Origin of the sequence: Kitasatospora sp. NBC_01250 (assembly GCF_036226465.1) — a bacterium.
GTDB lineage: Bacteria > Actinomycetota > Actinomycetes > Streptomycetales > Streptomycetaceae > Kitasatospora.
In genome coordinates this window covers 8,897,227-8,916,073 of record NZ_CP108476.1, presented here as the reverse complement: position 1 = coordinate 8,916,073, position 18,847 = coordinate 8,897,227, and the positions used below count along the sequence as shown (strand labels likewise).

The window sequence follows — 18,847 nt, the reverse complement described above, 5'->3', positions numbered from 1 at the left end:
GCGCCGCCGCTTGCCGGCGGGGAGGTGTTCGATCGCCTCCGGGAAGTGGGCCATCCCGGGCCGGGACCGCGGGATTGGTGTGGGGTGGGTCAGCCGGTGACGGTTTCGGCATGCCGGGTGAGCCCGTCCAGGAGCGCGGTCTGCTGCTCGGTCGGCTTGCCCTCGGTGCGGGCCTTGTCCTGCTTGCGCAGCCAGGTGCCGGGCCGGAGCGCCGGGTCGGCTTCGCCGCCGGTGCGGTTCGCCGGGCCGTCGATGATGCCGCCGGCCGCGAGGTAGGCGAGCAGACGGCGGTAGGAGCGGTTCCAGTCCGGCTCCAGGCGCCACAGCTCGTCCAGCGCGACGAGCTTGGCGGCCTGGTCGAGGTCAAGGTTGTCGGCCTTGCGCTGGCGGCGCATCCACGCGCCCGCCGCGTAGTCGTCCGGCTTCGGGGCCGCGCTCGGCTTCGTGCAGCGCCAGGCGATCGACGACCTGCGCGGCTTCAAGGAGTTCATCGAGTCCCGCGTGGTCGACACCGCGGCTGGGACGGGCGCCGGCCTCGCCCGAGGCGCGGACCGGCCGGGTCGCGCCACTGCCCCGGCCGACGCGCCACTGCTGTTTGTCCGGCCCGACCGGGGACAGACGGGGGGCGTGCGTTTCAGCGGCATCATCGACACGAAGGGCGGCGCAGTCGCATGGGAATCATCGCGTGGATCCTGATCGGCCTCCTGGCGGGAGCGATCGCCAAGGCCCTGATGCCCGGCCGGGACCCCGGCGGAGCGATCGTCACCATGGCGATCGGGATCGCGGGCGGGTTGCTCGGCGGGTGGCTCGGGAAGATTATCTTTCATGTGCACTCCATCAACGGCTTCTTCCACCTCTCCACCTGGATCGCCGCGATCGCCGGCTCCTTGATCATCCTGACCCTGTACCGGCTGACGGCCGGTCGGGGCCGCTGATGACGACGGCCCGGCGGGTCCGGGCGCTGGTCGCAGTCGACCGCCGCGCCCGGCCCGCCGGACTGCTCGACAACGGCCCGGTCCGCACCGGCTCCCTTCGGGCCGGTTCCCTGCGGGCCGGGCCGACCCGCGCGAGGGAGCGCGCCGCCACCGTGCGCGGCGCTGCCGCCGCGCTCGATCAGCGGCTGTTCGTCCGGGTGGCGCGGGCCCGGCTGCCCGTCGTGGGGCGGGTGCTGCCGGGGCTGAGCCGGGCGGCCGATCACGGTGTGCTGTGGTCGGCCGCAGCGGCAGGTCTGGCGGCCTGCGGTACCCCGCAGGCCAAGCGGGCGGCCGGGCGGGCACTCGGCTCGCTGCTGGTGGCCTCGGCCCTGGCCAACGTGGTGGCCAAGCGGATGGCCGGGCGTCCGCGCCCCGAGCTGAGCTCCGTTCCACTGGTCCGCCATCTGCGCCGGGCGCCGTTCACCAGCTCCTTCCCGTCCGGGCATTCGGCTTCGGCCGCCGCATTCGCGGTCGGTCTGGGCCTGGAGTCGCCCGCGCTGGGCGTGGCGGCGGCGCCGGTCGCGCTCGGCGTGATGCTCTCGCGCGTCTATGTGGGTGCCCACTATCCGGGTGATGTGCTGGCCGGTGCCGCGCTCGGCGCGTCGGCCGCCGTCCTGCTCAGGCGCCGGCGGCCGGGGCCACAGACCCCTCCCCCACCGGCCGGGCTGCCAGGGCCGGCGGTCCAGCTGCCCGCGCTGCCCGGTGGAGCGGGCCTGCACGTCGTGGTGAACAGCGGCTCGGGGGCGGGCGGCCTGGCCGACCTGTGGCGCGACGCCGACGCCGACGATCCCAACCAGGCGCTGATCCGGGACCTGCTGCCGAAGGCCGACGTCCAACTGGCCTCGGACGGCGACGCGTTGCCCCAGTTGATCGCCGAGGCGGCCGAACGGGCCCGCGCCGACGGCGGCGCGCTCGGCATCTGCGGCGGCGACGGCTCGATCAATCTGGCGGCGGGGATCGCCGCCGAGCACGACCTGCCGCTCGCGGTCTTCACCGGCGGCACGCTCAACCACTTCGCCGCGGACGCCGGCATCACCGACTTCGCGACCGTGGCCGCGGCGGTGACGGCGGGCTCCGGCATCGCGGTGGACCTGGGCACGGTGACCGACCCCGGCGGCGACCGGCACCGGGTCTTCGTCAACACCTTCAGCATCGGCGTCTACCCCGACCTGGTGCGCCTGCGCGAGCGTTGGGAGCACCGGATCGGCAAGTGGCCCGCGCTGGCCCTGGCCGGCGCCCGGCTGCTCCACACCGCCGAGCCCGTCGAACTGGAGATCGCCGGCCGGCCGCGGCGCATCTGGCTGCTCTTCGCGGGCAACGGGCGCTACCACCGTCGCGGCGTCGCGCCGATCACCCGCGAACGCCTCGACGACGGGGTGCTCGACGCCCGGGTGGTGAACGCCGGACACCGATTCACCCGACTGCGCTTGGCCGTGGCCTGCCTGACCGGCGCGCTGGACCGCACCCGGTTCTACCACGCGACACGGTTGCGAGCTCTTGAACTCACCGACCTGACAGCGGTGAGCCATCTGAGCGTGGACGGTGAAGCGGTGCCGGCGCCCGACGCGCTACGACTGGCCTCGGCCGCCGGGGCGCTGCGGATCTACCGCGTCACCTCCTGATCGAACGCGGGTGGCGGTGGCCCGCCCGTCCGGCGAGGGGCTGAGCCGTTTGAGCCGCCCTCCAGTGGTCAGACGACACCTGAGGCCGTCGGCCGGCCCCGCGCGTCTCTCCCCCCTCACGCGGCGGGTCGGCATCCGGATACGGCCTCGGGCAGCCGCTCCGGACCCGGTGAAACCACCCGGGTCCGGGGCGCTTCCCGTTCACCCGCACGGCGGCACCGCCCTGATCGAGCCCTGATCAAGCAGACCCAGAAGCGCATGGCCCGCCCGCACGCCGAGGGCCTGGCCGAGTTCGTGCCCCTGCCGCAGGCCGGCTGGGCGAAGGCCTGGCACCTCACCGCCCAGGGCGCGGCAGCGGCGGCGACCTTCCCCGATGCCCGCCGCCCGGGCGCTGGACGAGGGCGAGGTGGGCATGGGCTGTCGGCGAGCAGCGGTGTGCTCGGGGCGGCGAACCGCTGGCGGGCGGGTTCCACACGCGAGATATCGGTCAGATGAGCGGCGTTCGGCGACGCTTCGCGCCGACCGCATTGCTGTGCGGTGTGCGCAGGAGAGCGGGGCGGCGCTCGGAGGTCGCGCTGGTTCAGGGCGCAGAGAGCGCGCCGCCCCGCCCCCGTAACCGCTTCTGCCCGTGGCGCCGGGGGTTCATTCACTCCCCGCTCTCGCGTGCCCGGCCCCGGGCCGCCATGGTCGGGTACGCCAAAGCGGGGCGCCCGCTGGTCGGGCGCCCCGCTTGAGGCCGTGCGGTGCTGGCCGCTGCTACCAGCGGTACCAGCGGCCCCGGCTGCCGGAGGCGCCGGTGCCACGGGCGACAAAGCCCACCAGCCAGACCACCAGCACCACGATGGCGACCCACCAGAGGATCTTCACCGCGAACCCGAGGCCGAACAGGAGAAGGGCGAGCAGCAGGACGAGAAGAAGGGGAACCATCGTGACCTCCACAATTCAGTGTCGGAGGACCGGGTGCCCTGGTCCGGCGCCACTATTCGTAGGAATCTTCCGGTTCGGGTCGGGCAGGCGACCCGATGTCAGGCAGGACGGTGCACCAATGACGAGGAGAGTGCGATGAGCACGGGCGACAAGATCGAGAACGTCGGCGACAAGCTCAAGGGGAAGGTCAAGGAGACCGCCGGCAAGGCTGTCGGCAACGAGCGCCTGGAAGCCGAGGGCAAGGCCGACCAGGTCAAGGGTGACGTCAAGCAGGCTGGCGAGCACGTCAAGGACGCCTTCAAGCACTGAGCGCCCCGCGCGCAGGGGTCCCCGACCGCTTTGGTCGGGGACCCCCCGCGCGTTCCGCGGCAACCTTCCGGCACCGTACCGCCGCCCCCACGAAGGAGACCGCCGTGCCCGGGACAGCGGCGAGGGCAACATCGGATCGGCGAGGGATTCGTAGACGCCCTCCACCCTCGCCAACAGCCGCTCACCGCGCCCCCGGGCGGATTCGACGGACTGAGCGTCGCGCGGGACCAGCAGGGCCGGGACCGGAGCCGACAATGCGGCGTGCAGCTGTGCGAGCGTCGGTTTGTCGGCCAGCTCCGCCACCACCTGATCGGACAGCGGAACCTTGCCGTCGACCACCCGCTCCGAGACGGCGATGCCAAGCACCGTACAGGCGCTGACGCACGGCCACATCACCTTCTCCACCGCATCGGTGTACTGGCAGGAGGCACGGCCCACCTCCTCCAGCACCCGCGACCGAAAGGTGAACCGGGCACCGCCATCGAGGTGCCCGGCGTGATCGGACAACGCGAACAGCCGGTCCAGGACCGCCCTCGAACTGCCCCACTCGTGCCGCACCTCGGTCATCGCGAAGTGCAACGAGGCGAGCACCTCGAACTCGGCGTTGCTCAGGACCGCCAGCCGCTCCCTGCCCGGGAAACCGCACCGCCTACCCCTCCCGTCGATCATCGTCCCGCGGCCGCCCACGCTACCCGCGCCAGCCGGCCACCCTCAGCGGCTTGACACGATCAGGGTTCGCCCGGTGATGAGAGCCGATCGAAGTCAACCTCGGTGGGACGGCCCAACGGTCCGGATCACGCGGCACCACTTCGCGGCGGCCGAGGAAGCGTTGCAGGGTGCGCCACTGCTTGTGCTCGGCGTTGGCGTGCTCCACACAGCTCCGCTCCGAGGACTGCTGATGGCGCTCCGCGTTCCAGGCGGCGACTTCCTCCGGTGTCGCGTCCTTCTTCGGTTTGAGTGGCGGGGCCTGGACCCGGCCTGGAAATTCCTTGGCCAGACCCCGGTATCCGGCGGCGACCTTGGCTTTGACCCGTGGGAACTGCTCGAACAGGTCGGCGATGCCCTCGGTGCGCACCGCTGTCTGGTCGTGCATCCGGCCGGGGCGGAACGCGCCGGCCCACAGGGTGCGGCCATCGCCGTCGGTGACGACGGTGGCCTTCTTGGTGTTCATCTTCTTCTTGCCCGAGACGAGCGCGCGTCGGCCGGGCTTGTTGAAGCGCGGGCGGCGGACCTGGACCTCGGTCCCGTCCAGCCGCAGTTCGACGCCCTCGGCCGCCGCACAGGCAAAGACGTCCGCCAAGGTACGAAGTCGCAGATCGGGGTGTCAGCGAGGTCTTTCCCGCCCCGGCCGTCCCCGCGACCAGCAGCAGCCGCACACCCCCGCCGCCGGGGACGGCGTTCTCCAGCGCCTCCAGGTGCCGCAGCTCGGCCGCGCGGCCCACGAAGCCGGGCACGTCACCGGGTAGCTGACGCGGCACCACCACCTCGTGCCCCGGCGTCGGCCAGGTGCCCGGAGCTGGGGGCGCGGCGTGGTAGTGGACGACCTGTCCGGCGTGGCCGACGGCGAAGCCGCCGTGTTCGGCGGAGACGGCCGGGTGCCTGGTGGTGGGTGCGGGTGGTGTGGCGCCGGGTCCGCTCAGCCCTGGGGCGGACCCGGCTGCGAAGGGTTTCCCACCGTCACATCCCCCACCCGCAAGGCGGCCACCGACCCGTGATCGGCCCGGACGTCCACGCTGCCGCCCACCGCGACACCGTGGTCCCCCGCCGATACCGCGCAGCCGGCGGCCTGCTCCTGGACCAGGGCCCGCAGCTCGGCCGCGACCCGCTCACGCTCCGCGCCGGCCACGTCCTCCAGCAGGGCCTCGAACCGGGTCTGCCAGGATGCCTCTTGACGCAGTCGCACCCGCTCGGCCTCTGACGGTGGCGGCGCCTCCAACGCCCCGGCGGTGCGGTCCAGCCGCTCCAGTTCCACGCGCTCGCGCTCAGCGTCCCCACGGCCCAGCAGCCGGGCCACCCGGACCCGCAACGCGTCCCACGCCTGCGTCCCCGCCGCCTGGACCACAGCCGTACCACCCGCCGTGGCCAACGCCACCAGCGCGTCCTCCAGCATCCCGCCCCCAGGCTCACACCCGATGCGCTACCCCTTCGACCATAGCCCCGCCGCGGCGCCCCGCGTAGCGACTCCGCGAAGACGCCGCCACTGCCTGGGGCACCATGCACGGCACGGGATCTTGGGCCCGGACCGGACTTGGCGGGAGGCAGCCGCCCTGCTCGGCGGGTTTTACGCCCCGAGGGCCGGCGCGGTGCGCGAGCACATCGCCGCCCTCCTCGACCGCCGGCCGCCTGACGTACCGCCAGGACCGGGGAACACCGGACCGCTACCACCGCGTGGGCCGGACCCGCCCGCTGGTGATTCCGAATGCCTCGGTTTCAAGCATCGGCGGTGCAGTCCCAGGAGGGTCAGTCGTCGGCTGCGACGAGCAGCACGAGTGCGGCTGCGGGGCGGTCGATGAGGACCAGTTCGTGGTAGTCGATGTGGATGGGGCCGTAGTCGTGGAACGCGTCCTCGGCGAGCCGTCCCAGCACGTATCGGGTGGTAGCCGTGCGGATCGGGGTGTAGATCTCCTGCCACAGGCGGGCCTCAAGCTTCTCTGGGATATCGCCATGCCGACTGGCCCACGAGTGGATGATGTCGGCTGCGGTTGCATCGTCGACTGCCTTGTAGGTGTCGGGGGTGATGCGGTCAAGCCACCATTGGCCGTGCCGAGGCCAGTCGTGAACGCCCGCTCCGTCGTACGTGTCCCGGAATTGAGGGTGCGCGATCAAGGCCGCCAACACGTTTCGGTCGTCGGGCACATCGGCTGGAATCCGGAAGCGCTTGGTGTTGACCCAGCGGAGACCGTGGGAGCCCTCAGCGAAGTCGAAGTCACGGAAGTTGATGAAGGGGCTGTCCAGATGGACGAGGGTGGGCACCGGTTCCATGCTGATCATCGTAGTGCGCGCTGCATCCTCGAACCCGACCGGCCATCTGCGGCCTGACCAGCTACTACTCCCGACCAGTCACCATCTCCGGCGTCGGGAGCCTTCTGCAAAGCGTGCGCTCACGAGGTCGTGCGCCGGCTGACTTCGGCTGCGTAGGCGGCCCAGTCGCCGGCGGATACCTTCTGCCATTGGACGGCGACGGGGCCGGGGGCGGGCCGCCAGCCGGCCCGCCCGGGCCGGTCAGCAGCCCCGCCCCGCCCCACGACCGGTCGAAGCGTGAGGTGGCTCGCCGTGCACACTCCCCCGTCCGCATCGTCCCCGTCCCCGGACGACGACACCGCCTCCTACGAGGACGCGAAGGAGGCGGTGAGCGCGGTCATAACCTGGTACGGCCGCCAGCTCTTGGACGCGCGGCGTTCGGGCGATCAGCAGCGCCTGGAGGAGTTGACCGAGCAGATGAAGGTCTGCACTGAGGACCGGCGCCGGCTGGTTGGCGCGGCGCCGCAGGAGATCGAGCGCCTCAAAGTCCTGTACACCGAGCGGCTGAGGAATCTGGGGGCTGGTGAGAGCTAGGGGGGAGTTCGCCTTCCGCTACAGCGCGCGGACAGCCTTGGTGCTGCCCGCGGCCCGGCGAAGTCAGTTGCACTGGAGTGGCTTGCTTTGAGAGTAGTAATAGATCACGGGGCAGAGGTACATGCCCGGGCCGTCGTAGATCCAGCCTGACCCGGCGCCTGTGGATCCCCAGTAGAAGGCGTTGTTGTTGAAGATGGAGAACTGGCAGCCGCTGGCGGTTGAGGTCGGGTAGAACTCCATTTCGTCATGCCACCCGCCGTTGATGTTGGCCAGCTGGATCTTCTCCGTGGCAGCGCAGGGCCCGACCGCGCCGGAGTAGGTGCCCTCGTTGGCGGCGGAAGCGGGCGAGGACGACAGGGCGATCGCGGCACCGACGCCAAGGACGGCGATGGCAGATCGCAGGGACCTACGGCGAGTCAGCATGAAGGGGCTCCCTCGTGTGGGCATGACGAGGAGCCTTGTGCCCCCCGTGGCTACCGATTGAGCCTAAACGCGAGCCAGGTATCCATGGGGAGAGCAAAACCGGCCATACGAGCGGAGGGGAGGTGCTCGGAATCGAGCCTCGACCACCGGGTTGCATGATCAACCAGGACGGCTCGGGGCTAACGCCACCGCTGGCCGATCGGCCCTGGTTTCCGTAAGGGCAGGCCGTGCCCTGTAAGGGGTGGGCAGCGCGGCCGTGTCGACAGGCGCTTCGATCCGGCGCGGCTGCAGAGCCGCGGGCATGAGCGTGCTGGCCTGGGCGGCGATGGCGGTCAGGTCGTCGCGGTACTGTGGCATCGCCGTGTGCAACTCCCGCTGGACGGCCCAGAACGCGGCCGCCTCCTGGTCGGTGTGGGGGCGTGCCTGCTCCGCGAGCAGGGCCAATGCCGCCGCCGGGTGCCGCGGCAGCTGACGGGTGGGCTGGCTGCGGTACAGGGCTGTCCCGTCGCGCCGCATCACGGTGACCTGGTCGACCGCCGCCAGCTCCTCGGCGGCCGCGACGACGTCGGGCAGCACCCGGTAGTGGGCGTCGTGGCCGGCGGCGGTGGTGAGCCGGGCGGGCAGGCTGCGCTCGCTGAGGCGGGCGTAGCGGTGGGCGGTGCCCTATCTGACAGCCGCCGAGCCGCCGGTGCCGGCGCCAAACACCAGCAAGGGGCATGGCGGAGAAGCCGAGCGGCGTCGGCTGTCTGTCTGGCCGGTCTGGCCCGTGGCCCGGATTTCCGTGGGATCCTGCGCTGTTGGCTGTTCTGGACGCGGGGGGCGGAGACGCACGGCTACGACCCGACCACCCGCCTGCGCGTGGTCGCCGACTCCCCGGCCTGGGACGCCCAGCTGTGCCGTCCTCGCCGCCCTCGAGTAGTTGCGCCCCGGCACCGTCTGGGCAATCGACGTCCGCGTCGGCCTCGCCCCCGTGGTGCAGCACGACCAGGACCCCGGTGACCGGCCCACCGGGCAAGATGGCCACCACACAGCCGGCCCGGTCCCCACAGCACCTACCAGGAGCTGCGTCGCCAGATGCGCAAGGACGCCGCCGCTCGCCAGGCCGCGCTCGACGAGGCCACCGCCGCCGAACGGGAGACCATCCGGCGCCGGAACTACAACTGGCCGCGCGAGCCCGAGGACACCCACCGGTCCGCGATCGAGGACGCCCCGGTCACCGACGCCGACGAGCACGCCCGCCAGCAGCGCCAGCGCCATCGCGCCGCTCTCGCCACCCGGGCCGGGGGGATCCCGCTGCGCACTGACCGCCCGGCCCTGCCGCGGACCGGAGCGGCGTGAGCAGCACGGTGGTGCTGTGTGAAGGTGCCGAACGCCGTGTCGATGCCGGTCTCGCTCCGGCGAGAGGAGTGCCGCCATGAGTCAGCCCGCGCACGAGGGAGTCGAGATCATCCCCCGGCCCGAGCAAAATCCGCCCGCGCTGAAGGCCGCACTGGCGATGGTCGCCGCGGACCGGCTCCCGGAGATGAGGCCAGCGAACCACCACCGCCGCCCCGCTGCTCCCCTGCCGCCACCGCCCACCCAGCCCCTCCGCGACCAGACCGGATGCAGGCTTGGTCGCCTTACCTGAGGGACCATGATCCATCTGCGAGCAGAAGAGCCGGGCCAGATCACCGCGTTCATGCAGGTCAGGCAGCGATTTCCATTCGGAACGATAGGCACCCCGAGCTCGTGCGTCTGAAGGGTTCCGGGCCGTCGTCGCCGAGCAGCTGCGCAAGTACGAGATCCGGTTCATCGGAATGACGCAGATGGCGCTGCGCCTCCCGGCGATCAACCGCCAAGAGCTGGAACGGGCACGTCGCCCCCGAGACCATCTCTGCGCTCCCCAAACACGCTTGGGTGTTCTCCGGCTCATAGCCTGGAGGATTGGTGCGGCAGGAAGCTGGTGTCTGCTGGGGCCTCCCCTTCCAGCCGAGGTATCCCCTGATATCGCGTAAGGTTGTGCCTCTGATCGCGACTCTGGAGAGGTATGGCGCATATGACAGAGGGAATCGGTTGGCTTCCTGACCACTTTCGGCAGGGCTTCTCGGTAACGTTTGCCCGCGGGGTGCCGCCGAAGGATCTTCTTCTGCGGATGGGGTGCCCGGAGGAAAGCTTGTCGATGATGACGCGCGAGGATGCCGAAGAGATGGACATGGATGATGATGTCCGCGTCATCCGTGCCGGCCTCTCCCAGGGGTGGGGTTATGCAGTGCAGAGCTGGGATGCGCACATCTTGGGCGAAGAAGGCGACCTGATGTCGAAGGTCTCCCAGGGGACTGAGGTCGTGGTTCTGGTGAGCACCGCCACAATCCCCTGGTTCGCATACTGTGAGAATGGTGAGATCGTCTGCAGCTTCGATCCGGGCACCCCTCTCGGGCGGTACGGGTCGGATCCTGATCGTTTCCTCGCCGCCATGCAGCGTGTCGGCATTGTCGCTGGCGGTCCAGCCCCGGAACGGGGAGCGGTGGAGGCCGTGCTGGAGATGGCCGAAGTGGAGTTCGGCTTGAGCCTCCCCGCGGCAGACGTCTCCGGCACGGAGCTGCTGGCCGGCATCGCCGGGGAGTAGGCAGGGAAGCCGACAGCAGCACAAAGGGTGAGGGAAAGGCATTGCCTTTCCCTCACCCTTTTTCATGCACCTGTGCTACGGAAGGCTACACAGGGTCTGATTGCAGTTCTCGAACCCTGGGGTGTCCACGTAGTAGGCATCCTTGTCATGAAGTCGCATCGCCGTGGTGAAACGGCCCAGCTGTCCGCCCGCTCCTGTGTTCTGGGTGAGCGGGATAGCTCCGCGTCCGCATACTTCCTGCCATGTGGGGAGGGGAGAGTTATCGTCGTACTCCAGGGCCCATCGGCCGTTTTCCTTGACAGAGTAGAACTGGGCGCACTGATCACCGACGACCGACTGCCCCCCGCTCTGCCGCGATTTCGCGAACGGATACTCGTCGCATGACGGGGCATCGGCTGTGCCGTTGGGGCGCCCCTTCCAAGAGGAGGGGCACATCTTTCCACGGTTCCCCTTCGCGATGTCTTCGTCGGCCTGACGGGTGAGTGGTGAGTTGTGCGCCTTGCTCCCCGGGTGGGTCTCCAGCTTCTCCATGAGCAGCCAGTAGAGGGCAGCTGCGGCCGGGTACTTCTTTGAATTGACGGGCAGCGTGGGGATGTACTTCTGGAAGACGCACCCAGGCTTCGTCTCAGGAACCTCCTCCTTGCCCATGATCACGTCGCAGCGGATTTTGAGATCCGCGTCCGACCAGCTGAACGACGGGGTCTTGGAGGAGGCGGGCGAGCTGAACTTGAACGTCCAGGACAGGTCGATGTTTCCGACACCGCTGGTGCCGGTCCACCACTGACCGACGCCAGCGGTCACCGAATGCTGGTCGCCCGGCGTCCACGTCGGGGTCCCCACCCACTCCTGGGTTCCGCTCGAGCACTGACCCGCACACAGGGGTGTCCACTCGATGGACACGCTCTTCAGTGCCGGATCGACCTTCTGCGGGACGATCGTCATGGTCTGGTCGATGCTGTTCTCGTTCTTGTACAGCTGGACCTTCTGGTAAACGGTCCAGGAAGCGGTCCCGATGAGAGCTCCGCTGCGATCGTCGTAGAGAGCAGCCCCAATCGGTGCGCTCAGCAGACAGCCTACGTACCGGCTGTAGAACGAGCCGGACGCCGCGCACGAGACCGCGTCGCCGGCCGTGGCAGCGGAGGAGGAGGAGGAGGAGGAGTGGGGCGCCGGCGCCGCCGAGACGTTGGAGGCCAACGCCATCGGACTCACGGTCGCTGTTGCCCGTGCTGCGCACCACCGAGGTCAGGTTCGCGGCCGGCCGCCCCTGGGCGTCGGTGGTGCGGTGGGAGCAACTGGATCGCGGCCCCTGGCGTGGCGATGCCGACGGCCAGGCGTCGGGCAGGTCTTCCGTCCATGGCTGCTCCCGAAGTCGTATGACGAGCACCACTCCTGACTGCCCGGCAAGTCGCCTACGGGAGGGCCTTCCCCGGTCCGCACCCACGAGCCGCGCGGGACGGCCCGCCGCTCCCGCCGGGGCTCGGCCGCCCACGGCGTCGAGGCGCTCCCGGTCACGTGGTGACCGGGAGCGCCTCGAACCCGTCCGGGCCTCGGGCCGCTCCGCGTCAGGCCGTGGCCCGACTCCGGCCGCAGCCCGCGCCCGAGGAGTCGAACGAGGGCGGCGGGTTGGTGATGAGGCCGATCGGGTCGAGTCCGGAGACGACGGATCCGAAGAGGGCTCCCACGCCGTTGCTCAGGACGCTGCTTGCGGCCTCGCCCCCGACGAGGCCGCCGAACACCCCTCCCACCCCTGAACCGCCGAACCCGACCTCGGCTCCGACGAGTCCTTCGAGACCCGCCTTCTCGAGACCCGGCGTCCCCCATTTCACCGACTCCCAGCCGCTGTCGTTCGCCTGGGTGAGGACGCTCGACGCGAAGGACCCCGCACCGCTGGCCAATCCGCCGAGCAGCATGCTCGAGCCGAGTGAGCACTCCGGACCGCAGAGCCCGGCGAGACCGCCGGCGACCATGCCGGTGTCCGCATCGATCAGCACGTCCTTGACGTTGAGGTTGCCGTTGATGAGGCCGTTCGCGACGCCGCCCACCGCACCGCCGACCGCGCCGACGACCGCTCCGATGATGGCCGTGCAGAGCGGCCAGCACAGTCCGCTCCGGTCCGTGACGTTGGCCGGGTCGTCCTGGGCGTACCCGTAGGCCGACCGGCTGATGTCGATGGCCGGGTCGCGGGTGAGGAACTGGGCCGTGGCGGGGTCGTAGTACCTCGCCTGGAGGTAGAGGAGCCCCGAGGCGGCGTCCTGGTAGCCGCCGGTGAACGTGAGGGGTGTCGTCGCCGGCCCCGAGGACGAGGTGATCCGGCCGTAGGGGTCGTAGCCGAAGCCGGCGGCGACCGCGCCACTGCCGTCCAGCAGTTCCCTGGTCGATCCCAGCGAGTCGCGCAGGTACCAGTAGCTCGTGCTCCCGGCGAGCTGCTCGACGGCGCCGCCCGGCCCGTAGACGTAGCTCGTGGTGCCGTCGCTGAGCAGGTCGGCGGTCTGGGCGTCGTCCCAGGTGAACCTGGTGGTCGTGCCGCCCGAGGTGGTGCTGGCCCGCAGTCCGTTGCCGTCGTAGGCGTTGGTGCTTCTGCCTGTGGGGCCGGTGGTGGCGGTGAGCCGGTTCGCCTGGTCGTAGGTGTAGGTGCTGGCCGTTCCGGACGCGGGCTGGGCCTTGGTGCGGTCGCCCAGCGAGTTGAAGGAGTAGGTGGTGGCACCGGTGGGCGCCGACTGGCACGGTGCGCTGCTCGTCGGCGCGCCCGGAAGGCTCCAACACAGCTGCGAGGCCGCGTCGAAGGTCTGCGCGCTGCCCGCGACCGTGGTCGGGTTGCCGGCCGGATCGTAGCCGTACGACGCCGAGTCGGTGCCGCTCGCGGAGGCCAGCCGCTCGGTGGTGGTGTAGCCGAAGCTCTGGGCCGTGTCGGGCAGGCCGCTCGGCGTGCTGGTCGCCACCTGGCCGGCGCCGTCCCGGGTGTAGGCGAGGGCGGCCAGGGTGTTGGTGCCGTTCGTGAGCGTGGTGCTCGCCGTCCGGCCGTCGTCGTCGGCCGTGGTGGTCACGGTGTCGCCGTCCGGGTAACCGGTCGACGTGAGGGTCCCGTTGGCGTCGTAGCCGAACCGGGTCGTGGCGTTGTTCCAGTCGGTGACCGAGGTCTGCCGTCCCGCCTTGTCGAAGGTCTGGACGACGGTCTGGGTCGGGCCGCCGGGGTAGACGATCGAGGTCGTCCGGCCGTCGTTGTCGTAGCCGTAACCGATCGAGGAGCCCGCGCCGTCGGTCTTCGAGACGATCTCGCCGAACGCGTCGTAGGACCAGGTCGTGGTGCCCGTGCCGTCGGTCATCGCGGTCCGCACCCCGCCGCTGTTGTACCGGTAGGTGACGTTCGGGGTGACACCGTCGGAGTAGCTGAGCGAGGTCAGGTGCCCGGCGGCGTCGTAGCCGTCGGTGACCGTCTGGTTGGCGGCGTTGACGCTGGTGCGGGGCTGCCCGTCCGCGTCGTAGGTGATGGTCGTGGTCCGGCTGTCGGGATCGGTGCGGCTGGTCTGGTGGCCCTGGCTGTCGTAGCCGTACACCGTCCTGGCTCCGTCCGCGTCGACGGTGTCCGCCGTGCTGCCGTCCGGGTTGTAGTCCGTGCTCGTCCGGGTGCCGTCCGCGTTGATGGTGGCCGTGAGCCGGTTCGCCGGGTCGTAGGTGTAGGTCGTCTGGTTGCCGTTGCCGTCGGTGCTGGAGGTGCGGTTGCCGTCGGCGTCGTACCCGGTCGAGGTCGAACGGCCCAGCGGGTCGGTGGTTTTGACGATGTGACCCCACGCGTCGTAGGAGAAGGCGGTGCACCCCTTGGCCGGTGGCGTGCATCCGGGGGCGGTGCCGGCGGCGCTTCCGTCCGGGTTGACCATCGAAGTCATCCGCCCGGTCGCGCTGTCGTAGCCGTACTGGAACCGGCTCCCCATCGGGTCGGTCTTGCTGACGGCCTCCCCGGAGGCGTTGAACGTGGCGGAGGAGGTGTAGCCGTCGGCGTCGACGACGCGGGTCTGGTCCCCCGGATGGGCGGCGTCGTCGTAGTAGTAGGCCGTCGTGCGCACCGGCGGGGAGGCCGGGTTGCTGTCGACGATCTCGGCGGACTGCTGCGGCTGGGTGACGGTGGTGCTCGTCGGCAGGCCGAACGTCAGCGTCCCGTCGTTCGTCCCGCCGGACACCGCGATGTGCCCCGCCTGGTCGTACGCGTACATGGTCAGCACCCCCAGGGGGTCGATGGCCGATGTCATGTCGTCGATGGCGTCGTAGGTGTAGGCGGTCGTGCTCCCGTTCCCGTCGCTGGCCGAGATCTTGTTGCCGTGCTCGTCGTAGGCGAAGGTCTGGACGTTGCCGAGAGGATCGGTCACGGTCGTCACGCCGAGGCTCACCGGGTCGTACGTGTAGGACCAGGTGCTCGGCGTGCTGCTGCCGTACCCCTTCGTCTCCGAGGCGAGAAGCCCGTTCTGATAGGTGTAGAGGACCTGGTGCCCGGCGGCGTCGGTGACGAGGGTCTGCCCCGCCGCGAGGGAGGGGCTGCTGCTCGGACCGTAGGAGAAGGTCGTGGTGCGGCCAGTCTGGTCGGTCTGGGTGACGACGCGTTCCGACGAGTCGTACGCCATGCTCATCACCGGTGCGGGGCTCGTCGTGGTGTCGCCGTAGTACTTGGCCTGGCGCCATGAGGTGAGCAGGTGGGAGGCGGTGTTGTAGCCGTAGACGGTGTGGTCGTTGTCCTGCGGGGCCGGGAGCCGCGTCGTCGCGGCACCGTGGACGTCGGTCAGATCGCCGGCGGCGTCGTAGGCGTAGGTGACCTGGCGTCCGGCCGAGTCGCCGAGGCTGGTGATGTGCCCGCCGCTCCAGCCGAGCGTGTACACGTGCCCCGCGGGATCCGTGATGGTCGACAGCTGGCCGCCGCTGTAGGCGAGGGTCGTCGCGTAGGGACTGGTGGCGTGCGCACCGGCCTGGTCCGTCTCGGCGAGGAGGTGGCCGGTGGCGACGTCGAAGGTGTAGATCTCCTTGCCCCTGCGGGTGAGGGTGTAACTGGAGCCGGCCTTGGTCAGCGTGGCGTCATAGCGTGGCGCCGAGGGCACGTACCCGGTGGCGGTGCTGGTGAACGTGAGCTGGGAGCCGTCTTCCTGATGGACCGTCACATTGCCGGTGGCCCCGTCGGTGACCGCGGAGAGGTTGTAGGAGAAGGTCCAGCCGTAGCCGAACGGCCCGTCGAGCGCGCTCCCCCCGTTCGGCCCGGCGGGATCGGCCAGGGCCGAGGCGTAGGTGCGGGTGAAGGACAACGGCATGCCACGGCCCGGCGTGGACAGGTCGGTGACCGTCTCTCCGTAGTAGCCGGTCGCCGTGTCGACCGGGTCACCGGCGGTTCGGGTCGCGCAACCGCACTGGATCCACGCCGGGTTGCTGCCGGTGGGCGCGTCGGTGATGCCGGGCGGTCCGCCGATCGGCGTTCCGGGGGTGCCGCCCTGGGGGAGGAAGGCGATGGCGTCGTAACCGACGTCGTACCCGCCTGGAGTCATCGCGCTCTGGTTCGACAGCTGGACGGTCGCGCCGGGGGACATCGCGAACGTCCCGATCGTGACCCACTGGTCCGAGCCCCAGGCCTGGTTGACCCGGATCTTCCACGGGCTGGCGTTGCCGCCCGGATTGATGACGTAGACGACGTCGGTCGCGCGGGCACCGGTCGCCGGGATGTGCAGCTTGACCTTGTAGTACTGCAGGCCCGGCAGTGTCGGGGTCCACGTGCCGGTGTTCATGACGGCGGCCTCAGTGCCGTTCTGGGTGTGGTCGAACATGACGTAGCCGCCGAAGCCGGCGCCGAGCTGGTGGGTGTCGATCGCGCCCGTCGGATCACCGTTGGCATTGGTGCCGTAGGCCATCGTGAAGGATCCGCCGTTGGACCAGTTCGAGGTCGACGGGCACCCGACGATGTTCAGCGGGGTCCTGCCCGCCGCCAGCCCGACCTGTGCCGCGACGATGACCGGTGGTCCGTTGGAGGTCGTCGGCACGACGTTCGTGTCCAGGGCACAGACCGGTGGGTGCGGGTCGGTGACCGGGGGCTCGGTGGAGCCGGGGCCGACCGCGTAGGCGCTGGTCGAGCACGTCGTCGAGCAGGTGGGTATCCAGGTGACCGGCGCGTGCCACCAGCACTCGTAGTCGGCCAGCGCGCAGGTGCCCGACTGCCCGCTCGCGCCCGGCGTGCAGAGGTTGGCTGTCGTGGTGCAGAAGGTGTTGAAGGCGGGGATGTTCAGCCAGTTGCTGCCGCCGTTGAAGTTCGCCTGCGCGTACGCGTGGGTGCCCGTCCGCACGAGCGGGGTGCCCATCCAGCCGAGCACCCGCTCCTGGTAGGGCCAGTCGGCCGGATGTGCCGCGTCGCCGTAGCTGTAGGCCAGGTAAGGGGCGCGGTTCGGCGGGAAGTTGGGGTTGACGGGGTTGTTCGCCCAGCCCAGGCCCCACGTCCCGTCCGGGCCAGTGCACGTCGGGCCGGGGGTGCAGCCGGTCGTGTTGCCGTGCTTGGCGTCCGGCTGGACACCGGTGTTGTACGCCCAGATCGCGAAGTACCAGTTCTCCAGGAAACGCGGATCGCCACCGTTGGCGGTGATCCCGGCGCTGTACAACGAGTTCCAGGTCCGTTCGAGGATCTGCAGGCCGGCGGCGATGTTCTCCTGGTAGTCCACCGCGATCTTCCACTGCCCGTGCGCCGAGTACTGCTGACCCGTCTGGCTCGCGAACATCCCCGTCGTCACCTGGGAGATTCCGTAACCGCAGTCGGCACCAGCGTAGTTGATCGTGTCGATCGTCCCCGCGGCACCGTAGTAGTCGGCGATCACGGGGTTGCCCGCGATCCCCGGCAGAGCGTGCCAGGACGCCTGGTCCCAGTTGGACTCCTGCGCCATGATCGCCTCGAAGACGGAGCGCGGCACGGTGTTCCAGGTGTCGCTCGACGGGTGCGAGAGCGGCACGGCGGCGAAGTCACCGTTGGGTGAGTAGGAGACCAGGCCCAGGTTGCCGAAGTTCGCGGGGCGGGCGTACGCCGAGCCGGTGAGCAGGTTCTGTTCGGCCATCTGGACGGCCCAGTCGATCTGGCTCGATCCCGGCTGCGCCACCTGGAACGTGGGGCTGTTGCGGGGCACCGAACACGCCGGGGTCGCGGGTGTCCCGGCCGCCGCGCCGCCGGCGCTGCTCGCGGGTCGGCTCTGCTCCGGGTCGGGGGCCGGCGGCAGGTCTGCGTTGAGGGCGTCCGGGTCGACGCCGTCGGGGACGACAGCCGAGGTCGCGGTGGTGGCCGGGGTCTCGGCCGTGCTGTCGTACGGCTGCTTGACGAGTCGTCCCGTCCTGGCCGCGAGAACCGTCGAGTCGGGGTTCGCGTCCGTCCGTTGCGCGCCGAAGACCGCGTCGCCGTCCATCGAGACCGTCAGCGGGTCGGTGATCGACTTCGTGTCGAGCGGGCGTACGGCGGCCCCCGCGTCCATGTGGTCGGCGCCCGTCACGATGGTGTGTCCACCGCGCCCCGCGAACAGCTGGAGTCGGGAGGTGTTCCCCGTGCCCGCGTCGCTGACGGCACCGTTGCCCTCGTGCTCGACGTGAGCCGTCCCGGAGCCCGGTGCGGTGACGAGGAAGTCCACGCCGCCGTCGGCTGCCGGGTGCAGATCGTAGGCCTGGCCGGGAAGGGTGGCGAGGGTCAGGGGGAGGCCGGTCCGCGGCCCGGACTCGGGCACCGACACCAGCCGGGAACCGAGGACGCCGACCACTCCGTGCGCGGTCGGGACCACCGACGTCAGCTGGCCCGCGATCCTGGTCGTGTGCTCCACCGTGCCCGACGCCAGCGCGGCCGAGACGACCTCGGTGGTCTGCTGGTCGTCCCCCAGGGCGGCGGTGAACTCCGCCTCGTCGCCGGTCCCACAGCCGGGAGAGTGGTAGGCGAGGGCAACACCGCTGGCCACGGCCCGCACGCGCCCCGTCTCCAGGTCGACCGAGTACGCGAAAGCGCCGTGGTCGCGTCCCGCCGTCGAGTTCGCGGCCGAGAGCGGGGCCACCGTCACCGCCGCATAGCGACCGTCGCCGGACACGCACTGGTAGCCCGTCCACGACGACTCGTCGAGGCCGCCGGGCTGCAGCACGGCGATCTCGTGCCACGCGAATCCCGATTTCTCGCGCGAAACCTCGAGGTGATAGCCGTGGCCGTCACCGGATCCCGATACCGCGAGGTCGGGGGACGAGGCCGCGGCGGGACCGAAGTCGGCGGCGACGCCCTGCCGCAGCGGCGCGTTCGGGCGGCTCGGCGAAGCGGACGCGGTGACCGCCGCCACCCCGTTGGCGGCCAGACTCAGACAGAGCGCGACAACGACCCGCCTCGTCCAGTGGTGCGGTGTGAACCACCGCGGAACGACTCCGTGTGCTGCAGTCCGCATCGCATCCCCAGTCGGTGCCTG

The 18,847-nt window shown here is 70.7% G+C and carries 15 protein-coding genes; 6 read left to right on the top strand and 9 right to left on the bottom strand.

The window, feature by feature from the left end; translation table 11 throughout:
- Positions 1–89: 89 nt before the first annotated feature.
- A complete protein-coding gene (locus OG500_RS37610) occupies positions 90–491 on the bottom strand; it encodes a hypothetical protein (RefSeq protein WP_327071381.1) in 402 nt (133 codons plus the stop codon).
- Positions 492–671: 180 nt separating this feature from the next.
- Here OG500_RS37610 and OG500_RS37605 point away from each other — a divergent pair, with 180 nt between their 5' ends.
- Positions 672–935, top strand: a complete 264-nt coding sequence (locus tag OG500_RS37605) for a GlsB/YeaQ/YmgE family stress response membrane protein (RefSeq protein WP_327071380.1) — start codon at positions 672–674, stop codon at positions 933–935.
- Positions 935–2,596, top strand: coding sequence for a bifunctional phosphatase PAP2/diacylglycerol kinase family protein (locus OG500_RS37600; RefSeq protein WP_329587207.1), 1,662 nt, complete (start codon positions 935–937; stop codon positions 2,594–2,596). Before OG500_RS37605 ends, OG500_RS37600 begins: the two co-directional genes overlap by 1 nt.
- Positions 2,597–3,352: 756 nt before the next feature.
- Here the strand turns inward: OG500_RS37600 and OG500_RS37595 are convergent.
- Positions 3,353–3,523, bottom strand: a complete 171-nt coding sequence (locus OG500_RS37595) for a hydrophobic protein (protein WP_327071377.1) — start codon at positions 3,521–3,523, stop codon at positions 3,353–3,355.
- A gap of 135 nt (positions 3,524–3,658) precedes the next feature.
- On the opposite strand from OG500_RS37595, the gene OG500_RS37590 reads away from it, so the two are divergent.
- Complete coding sequence (locus OG500_RS37590; protein WP_327071376.1) at positions 3,659–3,832, top strand: CsbD family protein; 174 nt, start codon at positions 3,659–3,661, stop codon at positions 3,830–3,832.
- A 688-nt stretch (positions 3,833–4,520) separates the two neighbouring features.
- On the opposite strand, the gene OG500_RS37585 is transcribed toward OG500_RS37590, so the two are convergent.
- The 3 genes from OG500_RS37585 to OG500_RS37575 form a co-directional block, all read right to left on the bottom strand.
- A complete protein-coding gene (locus tag OG500_RS37585) occupies positions 4,521–5,132 on the bottom strand; it encodes a transposase family protein (RefSeq protein WP_329587203.1) in 612 nt (203 codons plus the stop codon).
- Between the two features lie 336 nt (positions 5,133–5,468).
- The gene (locus tag OG500_RS37580) at positions 5,469–5,942 is read right to left on the bottom strand and encodes a hypothetical protein (RefSeq protein ID WP_329587200.1); all 474 of its coding nucleotides are present in this window, start codon (positions 5,940–5,942) and stop codon (positions 5,469–5,471) included.
- A gap of 350 nt (positions 5,943–6,292) precedes the next feature.
- Positions 6,293–6,814 (bottom strand): hypothetical protein, encoded by a 522-nt coding sequence (locus tag OG500_RS37575; protein ID WP_329587197.1) that lies wholly within the window; start codon positions 6,812–6,814, stop codon positions 6,293–6,295.
- Between the two features lie 291 nt (positions 6,815–7,105).
- On the opposite strand from OG500_RS37575, the gene OG500_RS37570 reads away from it, so the two are divergent.
- Positions 7,106–7,387 (top strand): hypothetical protein, encoded by a 282-nt coding sequence (locus tag OG500_RS37570; RefSeq protein ID WP_329587194.1) that lies wholly within the window; start codon positions 7,106–7,108, stop codon positions 7,385–7,387.
- Positions 7,388–7,450: 63 nt separating this feature from the next.
- On the opposite strand, the gene OG500_RS37565 is transcribed toward OG500_RS37570, so the two are convergent.
- Both OG500_RS37565 and OG500_RS37560 read right to left on the bottom strand, forming a co-directional pair.
- Positions 7,451–7,810, bottom strand: a complete 360-nt coding sequence (locus OG500_RS37565; protein WP_329587191.1) for a hypothetical protein — start codon at positions 7,808–7,810, stop codon at positions 7,451–7,453.
- 159 nt (positions 7,811–7,969) lie between these two features.
- Positions 7,970–8,386: a hypothetical protein gene (locus tag OG500_RS37560; RefSeq protein ID WP_329587188.1), complete on the bottom strand. Its 417-nt coding sequence runs from the start codon at positions 8,384–8,386 to the stop codon at positions 7,970–7,972.
- Positions 8,387–8,884: 498 nt separating this feature from the next.
- Here OG500_RS37560 and OG500_RS37555 point away from each other — a divergent pair, with 498 nt between their 5' ends.
- Both OG500_RS37555 and OG500_RS37550 read left to right on the top strand, forming a co-directional pair.
- Entirely contained in the window at positions 8,885–9,148 is a 264-nt protein-coding gene (locus tag OG500_RS37555) for a hypothetical protein (protein WP_329587185.1), read from the top strand.
- Positions 9,149–9,845: 697 nt separating this feature from the next.
- Positions 9,846–10,415 (top strand): DUF6461 domain-containing protein, encoded by a 570-nt coding sequence (locus tag OG500_RS37550; RefSeq protein WP_329587182.1) that lies wholly within the window; start codon positions 9,846–9,848, stop codon positions 10,413–10,415.
- Positions 10,416–10,490: 75 nt separating this feature from the next.
- Here OG500_RS37550 and OG500_RS37545 read toward each other — a convergent pair whose 3' ends face one another.
- Positions 10,491–11,615, bottom strand: coding sequence for a hypothetical protein (locus OG500_RS37545; protein WP_329587179.1), 1,125 nt, complete (start codon positions 11,613–11,615; stop codon positions 10,491–10,493).
- Positions 11,616–11,977: 362 nt separating this feature from the next.
- Positions 11,978–18,535, bottom strand: coding sequence for a DUF6531 domain-containing protein (locus OG500_RS37540; RefSeq protein ID WP_329587177.1), 6,558 nt, complete (start codon positions 18,533–18,535; stop codon positions 11,978–11,980).
- Positions 18,536–18,847: the final 312 nt, after the last annotated feature.

What these genes read in the sequence shown, in the direction of transcription:
- OG500_RS37595 (WP_327071377.1), bottom strand. Translation starts at nt 3,523, where the DNA reads ATGGTTCCCCTTCTTCTCGTCCTGCTGCTCGCCCTTCTCCTGTTCGGC.
- OG500_RS37550 (WP_329587182.1), top strand. Translation starts at nt 9,846, where the DNA reads ATGACAGAGGGAATCGGTTGGCTTCCTGACCACTTTCGGCAGGGCTTC.
- OG500_RS37575 (WP_329587197.1), bottom strand. Translation starts at nt 6,814, where the DNA reads ATGGAACCGGTGCCCACCCTCGTCCATCTGGACAGCCCCTTCATCAAC.
- OG500_RS37580 (WP_329587200.1), bottom strand. Translation starts at nt 5,942, where the DNA reads ATGCTGGAGGACGCGCTGGTGGCGTTGGCCACGGCGGGTGGTACGGCT.
- OG500_RS37610 (WP_327071381.1), bottom strand. Translation starts at nt 491, where the DNA reads ATGAACTCCTTGAAGCCGCGCAGGTCGTCGATCGCCTGGCGCTGCACG.
- OG500_RS37555 (WP_329587185.1), top strand. Translation starts at nt 8,885, where the DNA reads ATGCGCAAGGACGCCGCCGCTCGCCAGGCCGCGCTCGACGAGGCCACC.
- OG500_RS37590 (WP_327071376.1), top strand. Translation starts at nt 3,659, where the DNA reads ATGAGCACGGGCGACAAGATCGAGAACGTCGGCGACAAGCTCAAGGGG.
- OG500_RS37565 (WP_329587191.1), bottom strand. Translation starts at nt 7,810, where the DNA reads ATGCTGACTCGCCGTAGGTCCCTGCGATCTGCCATCGCCGTCCTTGGC.
- OG500_RS37545 (WP_329587179.1), bottom strand. Translation starts at nt 11,615, where the DNA reads ATGGCGTTGGCCTCCAACGTCTCGGCGGCGCCGGCGCCCCACTCCTCC.
- OG500_RS37600 (WP_329587207.1), top strand. Translation starts at nt 935, where the DNA reads ATGACGACGGCCCGGCGGGTCCGGGCGCTGGTCGCAGTCGACCGCCGC.
- OG500_RS37605 (WP_327071380.1), top strand. Translation starts at nt 672, where the DNA reads ATGGGAATCATCGCGTGGATCCTGATCGGCCTCCTGGCGGGAGCGATC.